This window comes from Amycolatopsis sp. NPDC102389 (assembly GCF_044765885.1).
Lineage (GTDB): Bacteria > Actinomycetota > Actinomycetes > Mycobacteriales > Pseudonocardiaceae > Amycolatopsis.
Genome location: NZ_JBIWKX010000029.1, coordinates 37457 through 60053, shown reverse-complemented (window position 1 = coordinate 60053; position 22597 = coordinate 37457). Strand labels below are relative to the sequence as shown.

Annotated in this window: 20 protein-coding genes and 1 pseudogene; 6 read left to right on the top strand and 15 right to left on the bottom strand. The window is 68.7% G+C overall.

Annotation, left to right across the window (positions count from 1 at the left end; translation table 11 throughout):
* Positions 1–6: 6 nt before the first annotated feature.
* Complete coding sequence (locus ACIRGA_RS23635; RefSeq protein ID WP_400944494.1) at positions 7–2730, top strand: AbfB domain-containing protein; 2724 nt, start codon at positions 7–9, stop codon at positions 2728–2730.
* A 90-nt stretch (positions 2731–2820) separates the two neighbouring features.
* Here the strand turns inward: ACIRGA_RS23635 and ACIRGA_RS23630 are convergent, their stop codons facing one another.
* Positions 2821–3372 (bottom strand): MmpS family transport accessory protein, encoded by a 552-nt coding sequence (locus ACIRGA_RS23630; protein ID WP_400944492.1) that lies wholly within the window; start codon positions 3370–3372, stop codon positions 2821–2823.
* A 268-nt stretch (positions 3373–3640) separates the two neighbouring features.
* Here ACIRGA_RS23630 and ACIRGA_RS23625 point away from each other — a divergent pair, with 268 nt between their 5' ends.
* Positions 3641–4396: a LysR family transcriptional regulator substrate-binding protein gene (locus tag ACIRGA_RS23625; RefSeq protein WP_400944490.1), complete on the top strand. Its 756-nt coding sequence runs from the start codon at positions 3641–3643 to the stop codon at positions 4394–4396.
* Here the strand turns inward: ACIRGA_RS23625 and ACIRGA_RS23620 are convergent.
* Genes ACIRGA_RS23620 through ACIRGA_RS23610 form a run of 3 tightly spaced genes read right to left on the bottom strand, consistent with a single transcriptional unit; the run spans position 4393 to position 6211 of the window.
* Positions 4393–4743, bottom strand: coding sequence for a DUF5997 family protein (locus ACIRGA_RS23620; RefSeq protein WP_400944581.1), 351 nt, complete (start codon positions 4741–4743; stop codon positions 4393–4395). The genes ACIRGA_RS23625 and ACIRGA_RS23620 overlap by 4 nt on opposite strands.
* A gap of 50 nt (positions 4744–4793) precedes the next feature.
* Positions 4794–5819 carry a DUF1648 domain-containing protein gene (locus tag ACIRGA_RS23615; protein WP_400944488.1) on the bottom strand — a complete coding sequence of 342 codons (1026 nt, stop codon included), beginning with the start codon at positions 5817–5819 and terminating at the stop codon, positions 4794–4796.
* Positions 5816–6211: a GntR family transcriptional regulator gene (locus ACIRGA_RS23610; protein WP_400944486.1), complete on the bottom strand. Its 396-nt coding sequence runs from the start codon at positions 6209–6211 to the stop codon at positions 5816–5818. The genes ACIRGA_RS23615 and ACIRGA_RS23610 overlap by 4 nt, the downstream gene beginning before the upstream one ends.
* Positions 6212–6291: 80 nt before the next feature.
* On the opposite strand from ACIRGA_RS23610, the gene ACIRGA_RS23605 reads away from it, so the two are divergent.
* Entirely contained in the window at positions 6292–6645 is a 354-nt protein-coding gene (locus tag ACIRGA_RS23605; protein WP_400944484.1) for a hypothetical protein, read from the top strand.
* Here the strand turns inward: ACIRGA_RS23605 and ACIRGA_RS23600 are convergent.
* Positions 6642–7136, bottom strand: coding sequence for a hypothetical protein (locus ACIRGA_RS23600; RefSeq protein ID WP_400944482.1), 495 nt, complete (start codon positions 7134–7136; stop codon positions 6642–6644). The genes ACIRGA_RS23605 and ACIRGA_RS23600 overlap by 4 nt on opposite strands.
* 212 nt (positions 7137–7348) lie before the next feature.
* Between ACIRGA_RS23600 and ACIRGA_RS23595 the strand changes: the two genes are divergently transcribed.
* Positions 7349–8485 carry a serine hydrolase domain-containing protein gene (locus tag ACIRGA_RS23595; RefSeq protein WP_400944480.1) on the top strand — a complete coding sequence of 379 codons (1137 nt, stop codon included), beginning with the start codon at positions 7349–7351 and terminating at the stop codon, positions 8483–8485.
* A gap of 27 nt (positions 8486–8512) precedes the next feature.
* Here the strand turns inward: ACIRGA_RS23595 and ACIRGA_RS23590 are convergent, their stop codons facing one another.
* The 4 genes from ACIRGA_RS23590 to ACIRGA_RS23575 all read right to left on the bottom strand — a co-directional run bounded on the left by ACIRGA_RS23590 (position 8513) and on the right by ACIRGA_RS23575 (position 13087).
* Positions 8513–9256, bottom strand: a complete 744-nt coding sequence (locus tag ACIRGA_RS23590; protein ID WP_400944478.1) for an isocitrate lyase/phosphoenolpyruvate mutase family protein — start codon at positions 9254–9256, stop codon at positions 8513–8515.
* Entirely contained in the window at positions 9253–10359 is a 1107-nt protein-coding gene (locus ACIRGA_RS23585) for an MFS transporter (protein WP_400944476.1), read from the bottom strand. Before ACIRGA_RS23585 ends, ACIRGA_RS23590 begins: the two co-directional genes overlap by 4 nt.
* Before the next feature lie 77 nt (positions 10360–10436).
* A complete protein-coding gene (locus ACIRGA_RS23580) occupies positions 10437–11456 on the bottom strand; it encodes a sigma-70 family RNA polymerase sigma factor (RefSeq protein ID WP_400944474.1) in 1020 nt (339 codons plus the stop codon).
* A gap of 374 nt (positions 11457–11830) precedes the next feature.
* On the bottom strand, positions 11831–13087 hold the full coding sequence (locus ACIRGA_RS23575; protein WP_400944472.1) for a DUF222 domain-containing protein: 1257 nt from the start codon (positions 13085–13087) through the stop codon (positions 11831–11833).
* A 743-nt stretch (positions 13088–13830) separates the two neighbouring features.
* Here ACIRGA_RS23575 and fusA point away from each other — a divergent pair.
* Positions 13831–15870: an elongation factor G gene (fusA, locus tag ACIRGA_RS23570; protein WP_400944470.1), complete on the top strand. Its 2040-nt coding sequence runs from the start codon at positions 13831–13833 to the stop codon at positions 15868–15870.
* Between the two features lie 96 nt (positions 15871–15966).
* Here the strand turns inward: fusA and ACIRGA_RS23565 are convergent, their stop codons facing one another.
* The 6 genes and pseudogenes from ACIRGA_RS23565 to pdhA form a co-directional block, all read right to left on the bottom strand.
* Positions 15967–16749, bottom strand: a complete 783-nt coding sequence (locus ACIRGA_RS23565; protein WP_400944468.1) for a PE-PPE domain-containing protein — start codon at positions 16747–16749, stop codon at positions 15967–15969.
* Positions 16750–16827: 78 nt separating this feature from the next.
* Positions 16828–17103: pseudogene (locus tag ACIRGA_RS23560) on the bottom strand (VOC family protein); the annotation flags it as partial.
* Positions 17012–18403 carry an MFS transporter gene (locus ACIRGA_RS23555; RefSeq protein ID WP_400944466.1) on the bottom strand — a complete coding sequence of 464 codons (1392 nt, stop codon included), beginning with the start codon at positions 18401–18403 and terminating at the stop codon, positions 17012–17014. The gene ACIRGA_RS23555 and the pseudogene ACIRGA_RS23560, both read right to left, overlap by 92 nt.
* 81 nt (positions 18404–18484) lie before the next feature.
* Positions 18485–19678: a dihydrolipoamide acetyltransferase family protein gene (locus ACIRGA_RS23550; protein ID WP_400944464.1), complete on the bottom strand. Its 1194-nt coding sequence runs from the start codon at positions 19676–19678 to the stop codon at positions 18485–18487.
* Positions 19671–20669, bottom strand: coding sequence for an alpha-ketoacid dehydrogenase subunit beta (locus ACIRGA_RS23545; RefSeq protein WP_378439232.1), 999 nt, complete (start codon positions 20667–20669; stop codon positions 19671–19673). The genes ACIRGA_RS23550 and ACIRGA_RS23545 overlap by 8 nt, the downstream gene beginning before the upstream one ends.
* Entirely contained in the window at positions 20669–21757 is a 1089-nt protein-coding gene (pdhA, locus tag ACIRGA_RS23540; protein WP_400944462.1) for a pyruvate dehydrogenase (acetyl-transferring) E1 component subunit alpha, read from the bottom strand. Before pdhA ends, ACIRGA_RS23545 begins: the two co-directional genes overlap by 1 nt.
* Before the next feature lie 78 nt (positions 21758–21835).
* Between pdhA and ACIRGA_RS23535 the strand changes: the two genes are divergently transcribed.
* Positions 21836–22375, top strand: coding sequence for an Lrp/AsnC family transcriptional regulator (locus ACIRGA_RS23535; RefSeq protein ID WP_400944460.1), 540 nt, complete (start codon positions 21836–21838; stop codon positions 22373–22375).
* The last annotated feature ends 222 nt before the right edge of the window (positions 22376–22597 follow it).

The following is a 22597-nucleotide window of genomic DNA, read 5'->3' as shown; positions in this document are numbered from 1 at the left end:
GATCGCATGCACCGAAGAACCGCGCGCGCCCTGAGCGTCGTGGCCGGTCTGCTGGCCGCCGCGACGACACTCGTTCCCGTCGCCCAAGCCGCTCCCGTACCGCTCCCGACCCCATGGACGGACCAGGTCTCACCGTCGAACGCGCTGCCCGAGTACCCGCGCCCGCAACTGGTGCGCTCGGAATGGCTCAACCTCAACGGAACCTGGGGGTTCACCGGCGCGCCGAACCTGAATTCGCCGCCGATCGGCAGGCCGCTGAGCGAGAACGTCCTCGTGCCTTACCCGATCGAGTCGATGCTTTCGGGGATCAAACGGCATGAGGACAACATGTTCTATCGCCGGACGTTCACCGTTCCGTCCACTTGGGACGGTCGACGGGTGAAGCTCAACTTCGGTGCCGTCACCTGGGAGACCAAGGTCTGGGTCAACGGGACTTCGATCGGGAGCCACACCGGCGGTTTCGACGCGTTCTCGTTCGACATCACCCCGGCGCTCAAGGCGGGGGAGAACGAGATCGTCGTCGGCGTCGCGTCGCCGGTCGACGGCAGCCGGTACCCGGTGGGGAAGCAGCGCAAGACGCCCGACGGCATCTTCTACACGGCGGCTTCGGGGATCTGGCAGACCGTCTGGCTGGAACCGGTCCGGGCCGAGCACATCACGCGGCTCGACACGACTCCCGACGTCCCGGGCGGCGCGCTCGACCTCGTGGTCCAGGGCACGGCGGGGCAGCAGGCGACCGCGGAAGTGCTGTCAGGCGGCCAAGTGGTCGGCACCGCCACCGGTGCCGTCGGGTCCCATCTGCGGGTCCCGGTGCCGAACGCGCGGCTGTGGTCGCCCGACGATCCGTTCCTCTACGACCTGCGCGTGCGGCTGCCGGGAGGCGACGTCGTCACCGGATACTTCGGCATGCGCTCGCTGGGCAAGGCGATGGTCGGCGGCGTGATGCGGCCGCTGCTCAACGGCAAGTTCGTCTTCCAGCTGGGCACACTGGACCAGGGATACTGGCCGGACGGCATCTACACGGCGCCGACCGACGAAGCACTGCGGTTCGACCTCGAACGCCAGAAGGCGCTGGGCTTCAACATGGTCCGCAAGCACATCAAGGTCGAACCGGCGCGGTGGTTCTATCACGCCGACAAACTGGGGCTGATGGTCTGGCAGGACATGCCCGCCCTCGACTCGATCGACGAAGTCCCGAACGGGCACGCGAACTACGAGTCCGAACTGCGGCGGATGATCGAGCAGCACAAGGGCATCACCTCGATCGTGCAGTGGGTGCCGTTCAACGAAGGCTGGGGCGAGTACGAGGCCGGGCGCATCGTGGACCTGGTCCGTTCGATCGACGACACGCGGCTGATCAACCACAACTCGGGGTCGAATTGCTGCGTGTCCGATCCGGATCCGGGCAACGGCGACGTGATCGACGACCACGCGTACCAGGTCTCCACCGGCACCAGGCAACCCGACGCGCGCCGGATCGCCGTGCTGGGGGAGTACGGCGGTCTTGGCAGGCAGGTCGTCGGGCACGAATGGGAACCGGGCAAGGGTTTCGCGTACGGTGCGCTGTACCCGGACGAGACGTCGCTGACGAACCGGTACGTCGAGATCACCAAGCAGGTCGGGCGGTTCGTGCACGGCCGCGGGCTTTCCGCGTCCGTCTACACCGAACCGTACGACGTCGAGAACGAGGTCAACGGCTTCTACACCTACGACCGCCGTGTGCTGAAGATGACCGAGGCGCGGGTGCGCGAGATCAACCAAAAGGTGCTCGCCATCGCGAAGGGCACCGAGGTCGGCCGAGGCGAACTCATATCGCTACGGGTCACGACAGCCGGGTACACGGATCGCTATCTGCGGCACCAGGACGACTTCGTCCGGACCGATGTCCTGGGTGAGGGCAGCGCGGACCTCGCCAAGAAGGACGCGACATTCTGGGCCCGGCAAGGACTGGCGGACGCGTCATGCCTGTCGTTCGAGTCGCGGAACTACCCCGGGCATTTCCTGCGGCACGCGTCGTCGCGGATCCGCAAGGACGCGAACGACGGTTCGGCGTTGTTCGCCGGGGACGCGACCTTCTGCGCGCGGGAAGGCGCCGGCGGAACGGCGCTGGAGTCGTTCAACCAGCCCGGGGCCTTCATCCGCCACTACGCCGCGACCGTCTATCTCGCGCGCAGCGGCGGGCCGAACCCGTGGGACACGCCGTCGAGCTTCGCAGCGGACACGACCTGGGCGGCGTCGGTCCCGCTCTGGCGCAGCGGCGCCGACCTGCCGCTGGACCAGGCGCGCTCGTTCAAGGTGACCACGCCCGGCTTCACGGACCGCTTCCTGCGGCACCGTGACGGCCTCGCGCGGACGGACGTCGTGAACGCCGGGAGCGCGGCGTTGCTGAAGGCGGACGCGACGTTCGTCGTGCGGCGGGGGCTCGCGGATCCGTCGTGCTACTCGCTGGAGGCGCGGAACTATCCGGGCCAGTTCCTGCGGCACGCGGACTTCCGGGTGCGGCTGGGCGGTAACGACAACACGGATCTGTTCCGGAAGGACGCGACGTTCTGTGCCCAGCCCGGTGCCGGTGGCGTGCGGTTCGCGTCGGTCAACGAACTCGGCACGAACATGCGGCACTACGCCGAGGAGGTCTACGTCGCCACCAGCGGCGGCGGCCACCCGTTCGACAACCCGGTCTCGTACGACCAGGACGTCACGTGGGCGGTCGCCGGAGCTTGGGCTCCGTAGTGGGGCTCGTCGCCGGCGAGTCTGCCGGGTTCCCAATGTCGCATTGGAGACGCTCAGTGTCCCCGATGCGACATTGGGGACGCCGGATCATCAGCCGCAGCTGACCACGGCGTAGGCACCGGAACTGCTGTTCTCCGCGACGGTTGTGCCGTCACCCCTGCTGATGCGGCAGGTGATGGTGCCGCCGCCCGCGTTCTGTGCGTTCATGTTGATGCCCAGAGCCGAATCGTCGGACTCGATGGTCTTGGACCACTTCTTGCCTTTGACGTTCGTTTCCTGGGAGATGTTGAAACCGGGTTTCAGATAGGTGACTGACGAGATCCCCGATCCGGTGGTGGTCACGCTATAGGTGATCTTCCGGGCCTTGCTCGCCTCTTCTTCGTCAGCTTTTCGCTGCGCGATCGCGACTTCGGAAGACTTCCGTTCCGCCTCGGACGAGCGGCTGGCCGACTCGGCGAACGAGCGTGAAACGGACTCACGGGCGGCTTCGGCCGCAGAGCTGACCGACGCCGCGACAGCGGGATCCGTAGTGGTCACGACCGGTGCGGTGGTCAGGGTCGAACCGCTGATCGCCGTGCGACCGGGATTGTCGGTCTTTCCGCCGTTGGCGATCGCCACGATCAAGAGGACGGCGACGATCACGCCCGTGATCCAAGGCCATTTCCTCCGCTTCTTCGAAGGTTTCGGGGCAGGCGGCATCGTCGACGGAAAACTCATGGGAGTCGCTCGTTTCGTTCTCAGCGCCCCCCGTGGACGCCCTCGTTTCCCGAGTCGGGCTGTTCCCGGCCTCTGTTACCTCGAGCACCGAAAACAGGCCGAAAGACCCTAAGGGGCTGTGCGCTCAAGTGGCGCGAAGAACGTCACCCCGGCCCTGGGACCTTCGTTCGATACTCCCGGTAACCTTGCCCCCATGACCGGCCCGGATACCCCCGCCTCCTTCAAACTCGCGTACGTCCCCGGCGTGACGCCCTCGAAGTGGGTCCGGATCTGGGACGAGCGGTCGCCCGACGTCCCGCTCGAGCTCGTCCAGACGACCGCCGCCGACGCGGCCGCGCTGGTCCGCGAGCGCGAAGTGGATGCCGTCCTGCTGAGGCTCCCGATCGATCGTGAGGGCCTGCACGCGATCCCGCTCTACACCGAGACGACGGTCGTGGTCGTGCCGAAGGACCACCTGGTCGCCGCCGCGGACGAGGTCTCCGTCGACGACATCGCCGACGACGTCGTGCTGCATCCGCTCGACGACACGCTGGACTGGGAGCGGCCGCCCGGGAAACCCGCGCTGGAGCGCCCCGTCACCACGGCGGACGCCATCGAGCTGGTCGCCGCCGGTGTCGGGCTCCTGGTCGTCCCGCAGTCGCTCGCGCGGCTGCACCACCGGCGCGACCTGACCTACCGGCCGATCGCCGGCACGCCCGAATCCGGGGTCGCGCTGTCCTGGCCGGACGAAGAGACCTCCGACCTGATGGAACAGTTCATCGGGATCGTCCGCGGCCGGACGGTCAACAGCACCCGCGGACGCCAGCAGGCCCCGGAAAAGCAAGCGCCGGAGAAGAAGGCACCGGCGAAGAGCAAGCGTCCCCAGCCCGGCGGCCGGAAGCCGCAGCCTGGGAAGCGCGGGGCTCCCCAGGGCGGGGCGAAACGCGGCAAGCCCCGTCGTCGCGGTTAGCTCTCGCTGCGGGCGGCCTTGAGGCGCGCCTCCTCCTTGCGGACCTCGGCGTGGGTCTCGCGCTCCCGCTTCAGCCAATCCGGGGCGGCGGTCTTGATCTCTTCGATCTGCTCCGTGGTGAGGGCTTCGGTGATCCCGCCGCGCGCCAGGCCGCTGATGGAGATGCCCAGCTTCGCCGCGATGACCGGACGCGGGTGCGGCCCGTTCCGGCGAAGCTCCCGCAGCCACTCGGGCGGTTCGGCCTGCAGCTCGTTCAGCTCGTCGCGGGAGACGACACCCTCCTGGAACTCCGCCGGGGTGGCCTCCAGGTACACACCCAGCTTCTTCGCCGCTGTCGCGGGCTTCATCGTTTGAGGGGTCTTGTGCGACGTCATTGCCTCAGGGTAACGCCCTGTGATCAGGCGCCCTTCTCGGGCAGTGTGACGATGCCGAGCCCGGCGAGCACTCCGAGCAAAGCGACCGCGGCGAGGACGGTCCAGGCGATCGGATGCCCGAGGTTGAGCGTCCAGTAGGTCCCGACCCGCCGATGTACCAAGAGCGCGGGGTCGTTCCGGTTCAGGTAGACCATTCCGGCGGCGTGCCAGTAGCGGTCGTCGTCGCGTTGTTCGTACCTGGTCTCCGGTTCGTCGCCGGTGGGGGACAACCGGTGCCCGGCGTCGCCCGCCCGGACGGAGAAGACGATCCACGCGATGAAGGCGGCGGCGAGTGGCAGGTAGGCCACGATCGTCGTCGGCACCGTCGTCTCGACGACCTCCCAGAGCTGGAGCGAAACGACGAGCATCGTCGCGTTGACACAGCCCGCGGAGATCAGCAGCAGGCTGAGCACCCCGTGCAGATACTCCCGGTACCGCGAAGCCGACGCTGACGGCTGTGCGGCGTCGATCTCGGGCCGGGCCCGTGAGATCGCGATGGTCAGGGGCGGGATCAGCACGACGACCAGGAGCTGCGTGAGGACCGTCGAGAAGTTCGTCGTGTCCTCGGACAGGCCGATGATCGCCGTGACGACGGCCAGCAGCACCGACGGTGTCAGCAGGATCCACTGTGGACGGACCGGGTCGGCGCGCAGCGAGGTGTCGGCGGTGACCGCCTGCCGGGTCCCGGAGTACCAGCTTTCCTTGCGTTTCGCGGCGGCGATCGCACGACTGGCCATGCCGCCGAGCAGTGAATAGACCACGACGAGACCGACAAGGACGACCTCGGGTGCGAGCCCGTCGATGAGGACGACGGCGAAGGCGACGACCGCGCCTGCCGCGATTCCCCGGTTGTAGTGACGGCGCGCGAGGACGATGACGGCCTCTCCGGTGCGCCGGGACGGCACCCGGACGCCGAAGGGGAGGGTCGGCCGCGCCAGGGCGGGTGCCGAGGCGAAGGTGGCCGCGGTGAACGCGACGAGGGCCAGATTCAGCCAGAGCGGTCCGTTCATCGCCGGGCGCTCACCGCGAAGGAGTCCAGCACCGACTCGCACCGGCTCGTCACGTCGCGCGGGCCCAGGCCCAGAGCGACGGCTTCGGCGAGCAAGGTGCGCAGCCGTTCCTGCCATTCGTCCGCGTAGCCGTCGTCCGCCGGACCGGATGACGCGTCCCGGCGGACGACCGCGCCGGTCTTGCGGTTGATCCGGATGAAGCCCTGCGTCCGCAGCAGGTCATAGGCCTTGTTGACGGTGTGGAAGTTGATCCCGAGATCGGCGCCGAGCTGCCGGGTGGAGGGCAGGGCGCTGCCCTCGGTCAGCACGCCGTCGGCGACGGCCTCGACGATCCGGTCGCGGATCTGCTGGTAGATCGGAACCTCGCTGTCGAGGTCGAGAGTCAGCAACACCCGGCAAGGATATCTGCTATACACTTGCTATAACAACTACATCAGCTGGCTATGGAGGGAAGGCGGTCACGATGGCGACGATGGACATCACCGATGGCGGAGTGCGGGTGAGGTTCTCGGGCTGGGAGCGGCTGGCCGTGTGGCGCGACGAAGTCGTCGTGCCGCGGGAGGCGATCAAGGTCGTCGAGCGCGTCGAAGCACCCCTGCGACGGACGCGCGGAGGCCGGGCCGGGGCGCTGATCAGTGGAGTGCTGAAGGTGGGCTACTGGGGGCTGGGTACCGGGACGCGTCAACTGGTTTCGGCGCGCAGGGGTGTGCCGGGGCTGTGGATCGAAATCGATCGCGGGGTCTCGGGGCTCCCGTTCGACGAGGTTCTCGTGAGTGTGCCGAACGCGGCGGAACTCGCCGCCGCGCTCGCGCCGAGCAACGTCTAGAGGTAGTCGAAGAACCGGTCCCACCACGACGGTGGCCGATCCGGCGGATAGAGGGCGTCGAATCCGCTGATCCCGGTGTACTTGGTCCACAGGGGGTGTTCGGAGACGGGCAGGTAGCCGAGTGCTTCCAGCTCGTCCTCGACCCGTCTTCGGACTGGCGCGGGGAAGAACTCCCGTTCCTCGTCTTCGTCGTAGCTACCCGGATTCCCGAGTGTCACCGCGACGAGACCGCCGAAGTTGCTGACCGTGACGGTCACGTGGTCCAGTGCGGCCGTCGCGTTCGCCGGGATCACGATCCTGCCGAGGTGGCTGGCGTCCTGGACGTGGCGGTCGACTTCGCAGGAGCAGTCGAATCGCCGGTCGAGCCGTTCGGCCAGCCGCTCGAATCGTGCCCGCGCGGCCGGCCCGTCGAAGTCGTGCGGCACCTCCCAGTGGCCGGGTTCGTCCAGCTCTCGCAGTAGTGCCCAGGTCTGCTGTTCGTCGAGGGGCATCGTCGCCTCCCGGCCTCGGGTGGTCTAGTCCACTTATCGGATTGACCTTAGTCAGCCGAGTCCCGCCCGGACAATGGTGGGACGAATTCCGGTCCGAAAATCTTTGTGGGGTAGCGCTGGCACCACCCGGTATTCGGGAGCCTGCACTGCTGATCTTCACGCCCGTTTCGGCCAAAGTCGTCGGTGTCGATCTCATCGGACAAGGAGTGCGGATGACGGTACGCAAGGGTGTTGTGGTCCTGACGGTGGCGGGCCTGATGGGCACCGCGTGGACGACGGCGGCGGACGCGGCCCCGGCCAAGGGAGCGGAGCTGCGGCAGAGCCTCGACTCGTTGGTGCGTCAGGAGAAGTTCCCGGCCGCGCTGGCCTACGTGACCGACGGGAGGCGTGCGACGTCACTGGTCGCCGGGTCGTCGCGGATCGATCGCCAGGTCCCGGTCCCGCGTGACGGCGTGGTGCGGGCGGGCAGCAACACCAAGACGTTCACGGCGGTCGTGGTCCTGCAACTGGTGGCCGAGGGCAAGGTGGAGCTGGACGCGCCGATCGAGAAGTACCTGCCAGGGCTCGTGCGCGGGGAAGGCATCGACGCCACCAAGATCACCATCCGGCACCTCCTCCAGCACACCAGCGGGCTGCCGGACTACGCCAAGTACCTCGGGCTGGACGACTTCGAACAAGTCCAGCACCGGTACATCCCGAACCACGAACTGCTCGCCACCGCCTTGAGCCATCCGGCGAACTTCGCGCCCGGCACCAAGTGGGAGTACAGCAATACCGGCTACCTGCTGGCGGGCATGGTGATCGAGAAGGTGACCGGCCGTCCGATCCAGGAGCAGATCACCGAACGCGTGATCAAGAAGGCGGGCTTGAAGAACACCTACTGGCCGGGCGTCGGTGACCAGACCATCCGGGGACGGCACCCGCACGGGTACGCCATCGGCAATGCCGCGACCGGCAAGGTGATCGACGCGACCGAACTGGATCCGTCCTGGGGCGGTGCCGCCGGCCAGCTGATCTCGACGCCTAGTGACCTCGGCGAGGTGTTCCGGGTGCTGCTCGGTGGCAAGCTGCTGCCCGCCGCGCAGCTGGCCGAGATGCGGAAGACGGTCGACGCGCCCCTGTTCCCGGGGACGAAGTACGGCCTCGGCCTGATGAGCAACCCGCTCAGCTGCGGCGGCGTGTACTGGGGGCACGGCGGGGACATCCACGGATTCGAAACCCGCGGTGGGGCCACGGAAGACGGCCGCACCGTCGGGCTCGCGGTGACCGCGCTGCCGGGGACGTTCGGCGACTTCGGGAAAGCCTCCAAGGCGGTCATGGCCACTGTGGACACCGCGTTCTGCAAGTAAGGAGGGAACCGCCCGGGCGTGCGGGGGCTACAGCTTCCCGATCGCCGTCCGGAATCCCTCCAGCGCCGCGCGATAGAAACGCGGGCCGTACGACACCCGTGCCACACCGAGCTCGCGCAGTGTGGCCAGGTCCAGCTCGTCGCCGACGTTCCCGTTCACCGGGCACGCGAGTTCGGTGACCAGCACGGCAAGGTCGTCCCGACGCCGGACCCCGATCGGATAGACGCAGTCGGCGCCGGCCTCCCGATAGAGCCTGCCCCGCCGGACGGCTTCGGCGACTCTGTCCGGCTCCGGGATCCCACGGTCACCCAGGAACGTGTCGACCCGGGCGTTGACGACGATCGGGACTCCGGCGGCGGTCGCGACCGAGCGGATCTCCGCGATCCGCTCGGCATGCCGGCCCGCGTCGGCCAGCCCGCCGGAGCGGTGATCGGTGTCCTCCAGGTTGCAGCCGACGGCTCCCGTTTCCAGCAGGCGTTCCACGAATTCCCGCGGCGCCAGGCCGTAGCCTGCTTCCGCGTCCACGGTGACCGGCACCGAGACCACGCGGGCGATCCGCGCCGCCGCCGCGAACATTTCCTGCCACGGCGCGCCTTCGCCGTCGGGGTAGCCGAGCATCGCCGAGACCGCGGCACTGGCCGTGGCGATCGCGGGGAAACCCGCCTCCTCGACGATCTCGGCGCTCGCCGCGTCCCAGACGTTCGGCAGCACGAGCATTTCCCCGCTGTGCAGGCTTCGGAGTGTTTCGGCTCGCGTCTTCGGGTCGGTCATCGGTTTCCTCCTCGATCGGTACTGGACAGAACGCTCGGCATGCCCAGGGCGACGAGCATGCCGGTGAAGGCGAAGGCGACGACGGTGGCCATCGCCGCCGTGAAGCCACTGCCGAACTCCTCGGGTGACAGATGGCTTCCGGCACCGGCGAAGACGGCGACCACCACCGCCACCCCGAAGACTCCGCCGAAGATCCGCAGTGTCATGAACGCGCCGGACGCCTGGCCGATCTCGGAAGGCCGGACCGCTCCGACGGCCGAGCGTTGTGCGGCGGGCATGGCCGACGTGATGCCGGCGAGGGGCGCGCAGATCATCAGGGTCGCGGTCCACGGCATCATCCGCAGTCCCGCCTCGAACGGCCCGAGACCTTGCGCGGTCTGGAAGTACTGGGGCAGAAAGAACAACGTGCCGTACAGCGAGGCGAAGACGCAGAAGTTCGCCGCGTTGGCCGTGGAAAAGGCTCTCAGCCGGAAGAACCGCATCGGCAGCATCGGCGCTTCGCTCCGGCGTTCGCCGCCGCCCTGGTGGAACCGGTTTCCCGGACCGGTGCTCTCGTCGACGCGCCGAAGCGTCAGCAGGACCGCGGCCACGCCGACCGGCAGGTTGAGCCAGAAGATCCATTGCCACGCCAGCCCTTCGGCGATGACGCCGCCGATGAACGGGCCGCTGAAGGTCGCCAGTCCGGTGAGCCCCAGATAGAGCCCCATCGCCTTGCCCCGCCGTTCGGGCGGGAAGATCGCGCTGATCAGGGTGAGCGACAGCGGCAACACCATCGCGGCGCCGGCGCCCTGCACGGCCCGCGCGACGATCAGCGTGCCGATGTCCCCGGACACCGCGCAGGCAACCGAGGCGACGGTGAACACCGTGAGGCCGGTGACGAACATCCGGCGGCGGCCGAACCGGTCACCGAGTGCCGCCCCGGTGAGCAGCAGGACGGCGAAACTGAGGTTGTAGGCGTTGACGATCCATTCGAGCTGCTCGATCGACGCGGACAGATCCCGGCGGACCGTGCCCAGCGCCGTCGTCACGACCTGGCTGTCCAGCGCCATCATGAACGACGCCAGTGAGGCGAGGCCCAGGACCCACGCCTGTTTGGGGGGCAAGATTTCTCCTTGGTGGGAAGTGTTTTCGGGCATGACGAGGCACACGCCCGCCGGGCGTGGCCAGGGAAGAGCGGCGGTCAGCCGCGCAGTGAGCGGGGCAGACCGAAGGTCGTGAGCAGTGAGTTGTCGAGGAACCGGGTCACCGCGGTGACCCGGTCGCCCGCGAGTTCCAGCACGAGCACTCCGTGCGCGTGGCTGATCGGTGTCCTCGGATCGCGCAGGTAGCAGCCGAAGGCGGGCTGGCCATTGGCGCGGGTCGGGATCAGCGAATACCGGCGGCCATCGCTGAGCGCGACGGTGGCCAGGAAGTGCCCGACGGCCTCCGGGCCCTGGTATTCGAGAGGAAGCGGGGGCATGGTCAGCCAGGCGTCGTCGGTCAGAAGCGCGACGATGGCCTCGACATCGCCGTTCTCGAAGGCACGGGTGAACTCGTCGACGACCCGGCGTTCCCGCGGGGAATCGGGCAGGGGAGCGGTCTCCCGTCGGCTGGGCGGCATCTCCTTGGCCAGTGCCGAACGCGCCCGGTGCAGCGCGCTGGTCACGACGTTCTCGGTGGTGTCGAGGATCCCCGCCACCTCGGCGGCGCGGAACCCGAGGACATCCCGCAGGACCAGCACGGCCCGCTGCCGGGGAGGCAATTGCTGAAGCGCCGCCAGGAACGCGAGTGAGATCGACTCCCTGGCCTCGTAACGCGCCTCCGGGCCGGGTACCCGATCGGCGATCTCGTCGAGCAGCAGGTCCGGATACGGCTCCAGCCAGCTGGGTTCCGGGCGGCGGCGCGTCGGCTCTGGCAACGGGACCTCCGGTCGGTGGGCCGCTTGGTCGTACGGGCGGCGGCCGCCCGCCCGCAGCGCGTTGAGGCAGCGGTTGGTCGCGATCCGGTACAGCCAGGTCCGGACGGACGCGCGTTCCTCGTACGCGCCGATCCCGCGCCACGCGGCCAGCAACGTCTCCTGCACCAGATCCTCGGCGTCCTGCACCGAGCCCAGGATGCGGTAGCAGTGCACCTGCAGTTCGCGGCGATACGGCGCGACGAGGTCACGGAACGCCTCGCCGTCACCGGTCTTCGCCAGGGCCAGCAGTTCGTCCACCCGCATACCGGGTTCCCTCCTCTTGTGGTGTCTCTCGAAGGGATGGACACCGCCGCCGCCGGAAACTGGTCGGTCGTCGACCAGTTTCCTCCGAGCTCGCGGAGTACGGCGCCTGGTCCGCCCGGTGGTGACCGAGAAGCAGCAAGTCGCTCGCGGCCGGGCGATGGTTCCAGCACATGGCTCGGCTTCCGGGACTCGAACGAACGCTCACGGCCGCCGTTACGGGCAAGTCGGCGGCATTGTGACGAACCTGAAGCGCGGGGTCGAGATCCGGTGCCGGTGACTTTTTGGCACGACTTGGTACGGCTCGGCGGAGGCGTGTCGCGTCGAGGGACCGGGCGCCGTCCGGCCCCTCGGTGTCGGAAGGTTCATGGGTTGGCCTATGTCCTGAGGTGCATGGTGTTGCGCCTCGGTGTCCCGGTCGGGTCGAGGTAGGCGGGTGGGGTGAATTCGGGGAGTCCGTCTTGGGCGATCTGGACTTTCCATTCACTGCGGTGGATGAGCCTGTGGTGCCGGGTACATAACAGCACGAGATTGTCGATCTTCGTTTCGCCGTGATGCCGCCAAAAAACAATGTGGTGGGCGGTGCAGCGGGGTACGGGCATGTCGCAGCCGGGGAAGGCGCAGCCGCCGTCGCGGATGGTCAACGCGTACTTCTGTGCCAGCGACACGGTCCGTTTGGATCGGCCGATGTCCAACGGTTCGCCCGCGGTGCCGAGAACACCGGGCCGCACGCGGGCGTCGCAGGCAAGGATCCTCGCGTCGGTGGCGCTGATCGGCCCCACCAGGTCCAGGTGTGCTTCGCCGATGTCGCTGATGAGGTCGTCGTAGGACATGGTGATGAGGATGTGCGTGGCCTCGCCCGCCTGGCCGGGAAGGTTCCGGCTGGTGGTCTTCAACCGCACGTAGTCGGTGAAAGCATCCCCGAAGCGTTCATCCTGAGTGCGGGAGTCCCGGATGCCGTCGATGGCCTTGTGCGGTTTGGCCATCGGGTCGAGGTCGGACTTCAACCGGGCGTAGGTTTCCAGGTCGAGCCTCGCTTTGAGACCCAGGGTGCCGTCGCGGTGTTTGACGAACCGCAGCTCCGGCCGGGTCTCTTTCGGGTCGTCGTTGCGGGGTTCTTTGCCGTCGGGGTCGAGTTTGTCGAGCAGGCGGCGTCCGGCGCGGGCGATCTGCTTCGGCCCCGCATGACGGGCCAGCTCGACGAGGATTTTCTCCCCGCCCCGCGCCTTCTCGTCCGGCACGGTCGACGGAATCCGCGCGAGCGTCTTGATGATCGCGTCGATCTGTGACCCGCCGATCGCACCCTCCGCCGCGGCCACAGCCGTCAACGGCGCCAAGGGTGGTTCGGGGTCCCCGCCGAGGGACGGACCAGGATGCAGGGCCAGCACGCGGTCGGCGCGGGCACTGGCCTCCTTATCCGAGACCAGGAAGTCCTCGAGAATCAGCCCGGTCAACGTCGAATGCCCCGAACATCCACGCACGCCGCGGGAATTGATTTCCGCGAGGATCGCGTTCTGTTCCGCATCCAGTTGGCGTTTCAGGACTTCGAGTTCCTGTTTACGGGCGTGCAGCGTGGCCGTGTCGACGCGCCACCACTCGGTGCGTGTCGTCGGGGAGGTGTTGTCGCTGGCCACGGAATCAACGCTACGCCCTGTCGAACACCTGTGCTATAGCATATTCAGACTACATCGCACTCCGCTAATGCATAAATATTCGACGGTCTCGAACTCGTAAAGTGACGTTCAATCGCTCGGCAACCGTACGAAACCGCGATAACGTCATCATCGGTGAGCAGCGTGAGCGCGCCGTTTTCCCAGGCGCCGGCCGCGTACTGTTTGTCGGTGGTCCGGCAGGTGCCGGAGGACAGTGCGCCCGACTCGACCACAGATTCCCTGGCTCGCACGTCCAGCCTGCGCACGAGCTGCCGGTGGTGCCCCACTCGACCCTCACGAACTTGCCGTTCTCATAGATCTCGCCGGAGATGCGGCCACCGTGTAAGGCATCCACGTAGGCGGACGAAGTAGGCGCCTCGGCGCGGACGAGGATCCGGTCCTGCCCGTCGATGCCCACCTGAACTCGCGGAAAACCGGTTCCCGGTCCACATCGGAGTCGCTACACTCGCCACGAAATCACCCCGGCGAGGAAGGACAGGACAGTGCGTCATCACCACGCCGTCGTCGTCCCCTCGGCTCGCTACGAGGTGATCCTGGTGTCTCCGCGCACCCGGTGCCGGCCGCGCGGCTAGCACCGGCTCGCTGACGAACGCCTGACTTTTTCGCGCCTTCTTTCTGTTGCCCCGCAACGGTGAGAGGTGCCTGTCCGCGTTCGCCGAATCGCGCAGCCCGAGCTACGGAGATCACTTTCGAAAGGCCGCGCCATGCGCACCGTCCCCCTGTCCGCCGTCCGCAACCTGGGCATCCTCGCCCATGTCGACGCCGGCAAGACCACCCTCACCGAACGGATCCTGTACGTCACCGGCACCACCTACAAACGAGGTGAGGTCCACGACGGCACGACCGTGACCGACTTCGATTCCCAGGAGCGCGACCGTGGCATCACCATCTTCGCCGCCGCGGTCAGCTGTTCGTGGGACGGCCATCTCGTCAACCTGATCGACACCCCTGGCCACGTCGACTTCTCCGACGAGGTCGAGCGGTCGCTCCGGGTCCTCGACGGCGCGATCGCGGTGTTCGACGGCGTCGCCGGGGTCGAACCGCAGAGCGAATCGGTGTGGCGCCAAGCAGATCGGCACGGCGTGCCGCGGATCGCGTTCGTCAACAAACTCGATCGCGCGGGCGCCGACCTGGACGCGGCCGTGACGTCCATCCGGGAGCGGCTGCATCCGCGTCCACTGGTGGTCCAGCTGCCGATCGGGACGGAAGACGGGTTCGTCGGCGTCGTAGACCTGCTGCGGATGCGGGCACTCGTCTGGACGGATGGCGCCGAGGCCCCGGAGGAAGGACCGGTTCCGGAGTCCCTTGTGGACGAAGCGAACCGGCGCCGCCGCCAGCTCGACGAGGCTGTGGCGGAAGCCCATCCGGCCGCGCTGGAGGAGTTCTGCGCGTCGTCGGCGGTGTCGACGGCGACGCTGGTCTCGGCGCTGCGCGAGCTGACCCGGACCGGTGAAGGCGTCGTGGTGCTGTGCGGCTCGGCCTATCGCAACCGCGGGGTGGAGCCGTTGCTGGAAGCCGTGGTGGCGTATTTGCCCGCGCCGTCGGATGTTCCGCCGGTCCGGGGCGAATACGAAGGCAAAGCTCAGGAACGCACCGCCGATCCGTCGGCGCCGTTCGCGGCACTGGTGTTCAAGGTGACCTCGACCGCCACCGGGCGGTTGACGTTCCTGCGGGTGTATTCGGGCACGATCCGGACTTCGGAGGCGGTGATGGACGTGGGCAGCGGGCGCGTCGAGCGCGCCGGCCGCATCCTGCGGGTCCAGGCGGACCGGCACACCAGGGTGGACAGCGCCGTCGCGGGCGACATCGTCGCGGTGATCGGGCTCAAGACGGTCCGTCCTGGCGCGACGCTGTGCACGCCGTCGGAGCCGCTCCTGCTCGAGCCGCCGGTCGCGGCCGATTCGGTCGTGTCGGTCGCCGTCGAGGCACGGACGGGATCCGGCACGGAGCGGCTGATGTCGGCACTGGCGCGGCTGGTCGAGGAGGATCCGTCGCTGGTCGTCCGGACCGATCGAGAGACCGGTCAGACCCTGCTGTCGGGGATGGGTGAACTGCACCTGGAGGTGGCGGTGGAGAAGATCCGGCGCGACCACGGGCTGGACGTCGGTGTCGGACGGCCTCGCGTCGCCTACCGCGAGACCGTCGCGCGCGGTGTGTCCGGGTTCGTCTACCGGCACGTCAAACAGGACGGCGGTGCCGGGCAGTTCGCCCAGGTCGTCATCGACACGGAACCTTGGGAGGAAGGGGAATTCGAGTTCCGGTCCACTGTGGTCGGTGGCGGGGTGCCACGGGAATACGTCCGCGCTGTTGAAGCCGGATGCCGTGACGCGCTGGCGGAAGGCCCGCTCGGCGGGAATCCGGTGACCGGTGTCCGGGTCACGCTGACCGACGGCGCCACCCACTCGAAGGACTCGTCGGAGATGGCGTTCCGGACGGCGGGGCGGCTGGCGCTCCGAGAGGCGTTGCGCGCCGGTGCGATGACACTGCTGGAGCCGATCGCCGAAGTGACCGTCACGGTGCCCGAAAGCGCCGTCGGCGTAGTGCTCGGCGACCTCGCCGCCCGGCGTGGCCGGGTGCTGGGGTCGGCGGTGCGCGCGGGAACGACCGTGGTCACCGCGACCGTGCCGCTGGCCGAACTGTTCGGCTACGCGACGCGACTGCGCAGCCGGACCCAGGGCCGGGGCACGTTCACCGCCCGGCCGACCGGCCATGCTCCCGCGCCGGAGGGGCAGCCGGTCAAGTGAACCGACGATGGCCCGCCCACGACACTGTGGGCGGGCCATCGCCCGAACCGCTGTCACCCGGCGATCGGGCGCCGGGCGGCAGCCGTCTTCACCCGGTCACACCGACGGCCACGGCGGACGGCAGTTCTGCCGCGGCAGCGCGTGCGATCCGTTGGTGTACACGCCGTCCGCGATCGTGTCCTCCATGATCGAGCGGTGATCGGTGGGCCGGGCCCACTGGTAGCAAAGGTGCTGGGCGAAGTACCCGCCAGGCGCCTCGATGGTGTCGAAGTGGCAGACACCGTCGGTTTCGATGCAGTAGCGGATGAACGGGATACCGCCGAAGTCGGTGCGGCCGGGCCCGAACGACACGTAGCCGCCGAACGGCGACGGCGCCCCGGTACCCGCCGGGAGCACCGCGCTGATCCCGCGTCCAGGCGGGCCGACGGGCTGCATCGGGTCGGCGAAGATCTTCGCCCGGAACCGCGACTTGTCCACGGCCAGTTTCCCGTCGGCGATGTCGTTCAGCACCAGGTTCGCGACGAGTGCGCCCTGTGAGTAGCCGACGACGGTGAACTCCGCCCCCGGATTCTCGTCGAAAGAGCTCTGGACGACACGGCGAGCCTCTTCGTGCCCGCGAGCGACGCTCTGGTCCATCGGCGTCTGGTCGCAGTTGGGCGCTCCGGCGGCCCCGGCCGGGTAGTGGACCACCTTCTTGATCCCGCCCCGCAACCAGGCGTCGTTGTAGACGGTCGCGGCCCCGTCGCAGGTGCCGCCGACGAGGATGTAGTAGCGCGCTTGCTCGACCGTCGCGGCCTGGGCCGACGGCGCCATGACACTGATCAGGCCGGTGGCCAACGCGGCCGCCGCCAGGACCCCCCTGAGTTTCTTCACATTCATCGTCCTTTCGTTCGACTACGGTGCGTGGTCGAACGCTAGGGACGAGTCATGAAATTTTGATGAAACCCCCTTCGGACGTCAGCGGTGGGACAGGACGTTGACCACGTGGCCGCTCGGATCGCGGACGAAGAACCGCCGGACGCCCCACGCCTCGTCGGTCAGCTCGTGCACGATCTCCGCGCCGGCGGCCTTGGCGGCCGCGTACCTCGCGTCGACGTCGTCGACCTCGATGGAAGCCACCGGCACGACGGGCGCCGTCTCGTCATGGGTCATGAGGCTCAGCTGGACCTCCGGCCGCTCCGGATCGGCCAGTGTCACGATCCAGCCGAGGTCCATCACCACCTTGAAGCCGAGTACCTGTACGTAGAAACTCTTCGCCTCCTCCAGCGTCCGGGTTTCGAGATCGGTGACCACTCTCCTGATCGACATGTGCGGATCCTGGCACAGGGGTCCGACGGTTTCGGGGGAGCAGGAGCGGTGTCGCGAGCATGAGCGCTCCGGCGATGCCGACCGCGGCACGCGGGCCGGTGAACGCGGCGAGCAGGCCCCACAGCGCGGTCAGGGAAGCGGTGGTGAGCTTTCCGGCGATCGACCAGGCCGACAGCGTGCGGGCCGCGCGGTCGAGGGGCACCTGCTCGAGCCTGCTGGTGGCGAGCACCGGATTGAACACGCCGATGCAGGTGATCAGGCAGAATTCGACGACGATGACCAGGATCAGCCCGGGAACCCCGGGTTGGATGAAGACCAGCCCGACGGGCCAGCAGACCCGCAGCCACCCGGCGACGAACAGGACCCGGTCCCGGCCGTACCGGGCGACGGCGGGCCGGGAGAGCCTCGCTCCGATCAACCCGCCGAGGCAGGGCACGGCGAAGGCGACCGCGTACTCCCATGGAGCGAAGCCAAGCTGCCCGAGCATCAAGACGGCCATCAGCGGGGCAGTCGCCATGATCAACCCGTTGACCACGATCGTGTTGACGAACAGAGGGCGCAGCAACGGGTGAGTGAGGATGAACCGCCAGCCTTCCCGCAGTTCACGCCCGGTCAGCCGAGGACCTTCCGGTTTCGCGGGTGGCGGCGGTTCCGCACCGCCGACCGCACGGATCCCGATCGCCGAGAGCAGATAGCTGACCGCGTCGGCGGCGATCGTGATCACCGGCCCGAAGAGGCCGACGGCGAAACCGCCCAGCGGCGGCCCGAGCACGGTCGCCGTCCAGGTCGTCGATTCGAACCGGGCGTTCGCGACCAGCAGATCCTCGGCCGGCAGCAGGGTTTTCAGGAACGCCCCGCTCGCGGCAAGGAACGTGATGTCGGCCGCGGCGACGACGACCGACACCGCGAGAAGCTGGCCGAAGCCGAGCAGCCCGAGCGCGTACGCCGCCGGGACGGTCAGGAGTGCCACGCAACGGACGAGGTCCATCGCGATCATCACGGGCCGTTTGCGACGGAACTCGACCCAGGGGCCGAGCGGCAGCGCGACCACGGCGCCGACGACGAGGCCGGCGGCCGCCAGTAGCGAGACCTCGGTGGTACCCGCGCCCAGCGCCACGATGGCGATCAGGCTGAACGCGTCGAACGCGAACCTCGTCCCGAACGCGCTCGCCGCGTACGCCGCCCAAAGCCACCCGAATCGTCGCCCCAGCGACCGCCCGCCCATTCGCGAGATCAAAGCAAGCCGGAGCCCCGAAGTCGAACAACGGGTCGTTGCCGGGTCACAACCGCGAGTTGTGCGACCCGCTCAGAGCTCCCCGAGCGCGGTGACCGGCGATTCGACACAGTCGGCGACGAACCGCAGGAACCCGCCGGCGGTCCCGCCGTCACACACCCGGTGGTCGAACGCCAGCGTCAGCTCGCAGATCTTCCTGGCCACCAGTTCGCCGTCGACCACCCAGGCGCGGTCGATGATCCGGCCGATGCCGAGGATCGCCGCCTCCGGATGGTTGATGATCGCGGCTGAGCCGTCGACCCCGAACACCCCGTAGTTGTTGACCGTGAACGTCCCGCCGGTGAGGCCCGCCGGGCCGAGCTTTCCTTCCCTCGCGCGCGTGGTCTGTTCGCCGATCGCCGCCGAGAGCTCCCTTGTGGACAGTGAGCCCGCGTCGCGGACCACCGGCACGACGAGACCACGGTCGGTCTGCGCGGCGAAACCGAGGTTGATGTCCCGGAGTTGGACGATCTCGTCGCCTTCGACGCGAGAGTTCAGCTCGGAGAATTTCCGCAGGCCCGCGACCGCGAACCGGGCGATGAGGCCGAGAAGGCTGACCGGGCGATCCGGTGCCGACGCGTTGAGCGACTTCCGCGCGGCGACGAGCCCGGTCGCGTCGACGTCGACCCACACCGTCGCCTCGGGGATCTGACGCCGCGAGGTGGTCAGCTTGTCCGCGACCGCCTTGCGGACCCCCGTCAGCGGGATCCGTGTCTCGCCGTCTCGCTGCTCGGGGACGGCGAGCGCCGCCTCGACGTCGGCGCGCCGGATGATGCCGCCCGGGCCGCTGCCGGTCAGCTTCGTCAGGTCGATCTGGTTGTCGGCCGCCATCTTGCGGACGAAGGGTGAGATCACGCCCGGCGCTTTGGAGGGTTTGCCCGGGGTGGCGACGACGGTGCGCGTCCGACGGCGCCTCGTCGTGGTGGTCGTGCCGTAGCCAATGAGGACGTTGCCGCTGCCTTCGCTCGCGGTCGTCACGCCGGGTTCGGCGAACCCGGGTCCGATGGTGAGCAGGGGAGCGCCGACCGGCAGCGACTGGCCGGGCTCACCGTGGAGGCGGGTGACGACGCCGGCGAACGGCACCGGCACCTCGACGGCGGCCTTCGCGGTCTCGACTTCGACGACGGGCTGGTCGACGCCGACGGTGTCGCCCTCCGCGACGAGCCAGGTGACGATGGTGCCTTCGGTCAGGCCCTCGCCGAGGTCGGGGAGCAGGAAATCAGGCACCGGCCACCACCGGTTCGTCGTTCCACTGCAGCCGGGCGACGGTGTCGAGGATCCGGTCGACGTCCGGAAGCTGATGGCGCTCCAGTTTCGGCGGCGGGTAAGGGATGTCGAGCCCGGTCACGCGCAGGACGGGCGCGTGCAGCTGATGGAAGCACTGCTCGGTGACGCGGGCGACCACCTCGGCGCCGTAGCCGCCGAACCCGGCGGCCTCGTGGACGACGACCGCGCGTCCGGTGCGGCGCACCGAGGCGGTGACGGTCTCGTCGTCGAACGGGCTCAGCGACCGGAGATCGACGACCTCGACGTCCCAACCCTCGGCGGTCGCGGCCTCGGCGGTCTCCAGCGCGGTGGCGACCATCGGGCCGTACGCGATCAACGTGACGTCCTTGCCCTCGCGGCGCACGACCGCGCGGTCCATGGCCGCGCCGTCCCGGGTGAAGGACACGGGTTCCTTCGACCAGTAGCGGCATTTGGGTTCGAGGAAGATCACCGGATCCGGCGAGTCGATCGCGTCGCGCAGTAGGTCGTAGGCGTCCTGGGGCGTGCCGGGTGTGACGACTCGGAGGCCGGGAGTGTGGGTGTAGTAGGCCTCGCTCGAATCGCAGTGGTGCTCGACGCCGCCGATCCCGCCCGCGTAGGGGATCCGGATGACCATCGGCAGCGACAACGCGCCGCGGGTGCGGTTCCGCAGCTTCGCCACGTGCGAGGTGATCTGCTCGAAAGCGGGATAGGCGAAGGCGTCGAACTGCATTTCGACCACCGGGCGGAACCCGCCCATCGCCATCCCGACCGCGAAGCCGACGATGCCGGATTCGGCCAGTGGCGTGTCGAAACACCTTTCCTCGCCGAAGTCGGCGGTGATGCCGTCGGTCACCCGGAACACGCCGCCGAGCGGGCCGACGTCTTCACCGAAGATCAGCACGCGATCGTCGTCCTTGACCGCGTCACGCAGCGCGGCGTTGAGCGCCTGAGCCATCGAGATCTCGGTCATCATGCCTCCAGTTCGGCCGCGACCAGCGCCCGCTGGGCGGCCAGCTGGCGGGTCGGAACGGCGTACACGTGCTCGAACAGCGACAACGGATCCGGCTCCACATCGGCGTTCAAGGTGTCGCGCACCCCGGCGGCGAAGGTCTCGGCCTCGGCCCGGAAGCGCTCGATATCGTTGCTGGACAACAGGTTCTCGCTGGTCAGGTAGGTTTCGAGACGACGAACGGGGTCGGCCGCACGCCACTTCTCGACCTCGGCCTGATCGCGGTAGCGGGTGGCGTCGTCGGCGTTGGTGTGCGCGTCGATCCGGTAGGTGTGCGCCTCCACCAGGACCGGCCCGCGCCCGGATCGCGCGTGCGCGACGGCGTCGTCCAGCACGGAAAGGACGGCGACGGCGTCGTTGCCGTCGACCTGTTCGGAGCGGACGCCGTAGCCGACACCCTTGTAGGCCAGCGCGGGCGCGGCGCTCTGCTTCTCGAACGGCACGGAGATCGCGAACCCGTTGTTCTGCACGAAGAACACCACCGGCGCCTTGAACACGGCGGCGAAGTTGAGCGCCTCGTGGAAGTCGCCCTCGCTGGTGGCGCCGTCGCCGATGAGCGCGAACGCGACGGCGTCCTCGCCCCGGCGCTGCATCGCGTGGGCGAGCCCGGCCGCGTGGAGGGTCTGAGTCGCCAGCGGGGTGCACTGGGGAGCGACACGGGTCTCGGCGGGGTCGTAGCCGCAGTGGGCGTCACCGCGGAGCAGCGTCAGGATCTCGCCCGGTTCGAGCCCGCGAGCGACCAGCGCGACCGAGTCGCGGTAGGTGGGGAAGAGCCAGTCGGCGTCGGTGAGGGCGAGCGCGCTCGCGACCTGGCAAGCCTCCTGCCCGGCACTGGACGGATACACGGCGAGGCGGCCCTGCTTGGTCAGCGCGGTCGCCTGCGCGTCGAACCGGCGGCCGAGCACCATCAGCCGGTAGGCCTCGACGAGCCGTTCGGACGGCGGCACGGCGTAGCCACCGTCGTCGTCGACGCGTGTGCCGTCCTCGGCGAGGAACCGCACCGGGATTTCGGACGGCAGCAACGCGGCGGCAGGGGTCTCCCGCGACATGGCGCAGCACCACCTTTCACAGACATATGATGCTGAGATGGTGGTTTCCGGAGTCCCAGTGTTCAAGAGGCAGACGAAATGAGCGACAAACTGTCGGCGGAATCGGTTCAGCCGAGCCAACCGTCCAGTAGTGGCGTGGCTCACCGGCCGGATCCGGGACGAACGGTCCTTGCCCTCGACGACATCGACCGCGCCATCCTCGCCGAGCTGACCGCCGACGGCAGGCTCGCCGTCCGCGCCCTGGCGGAACGACTGCACATCTCGCGCACCAACGCCTACGCGAGGCTCGACAGGCTGATGTCCGAAGGCGTCATCACCGGCTTCGGTGCCCGGATCGACCCTCGGCGGGCCGGGCTCGGAACGAGCGCGTACATCCTGATCACGGTCGAGCAGACGTCGTGGCGCACGATGTCGGCCGAGCTGCGGGAGATCCCGTTCGTCGAGCACGTCTCGCTCGTCGGCGGTGATTTCGACATCCTGCTGCTGGTGCGGACGCCGGACAACGCTTCGCTGCGGGATGTGGTCCTGGAACGGTTGCAGGCGCTCGACGGCGTGCGGTCGACGCGGACGTGGCTGATCTTCGAGGAGCAGCCGGGCGTCGCCCCTCGTGAGTGGTGAGGGCAGGCGGCCTTCACGGCGAGGTCGGGGCTCCGCCGTGTCTTGAACGTCCACATGGGACGTTTCCTGGTGGGTGAATGTCCGGTTGATGCCCGTATGGGCAGGTCTGCGTGGGGGTGGGGGGGGGGGGGGGGGGGGGGGGGGGGGGGGGGACCACCAGAACCCCCCCCCCCGACGGCGGATACAAGAACCCCCAAGGCGGCGGGGGGGGGGGGGGGGTTG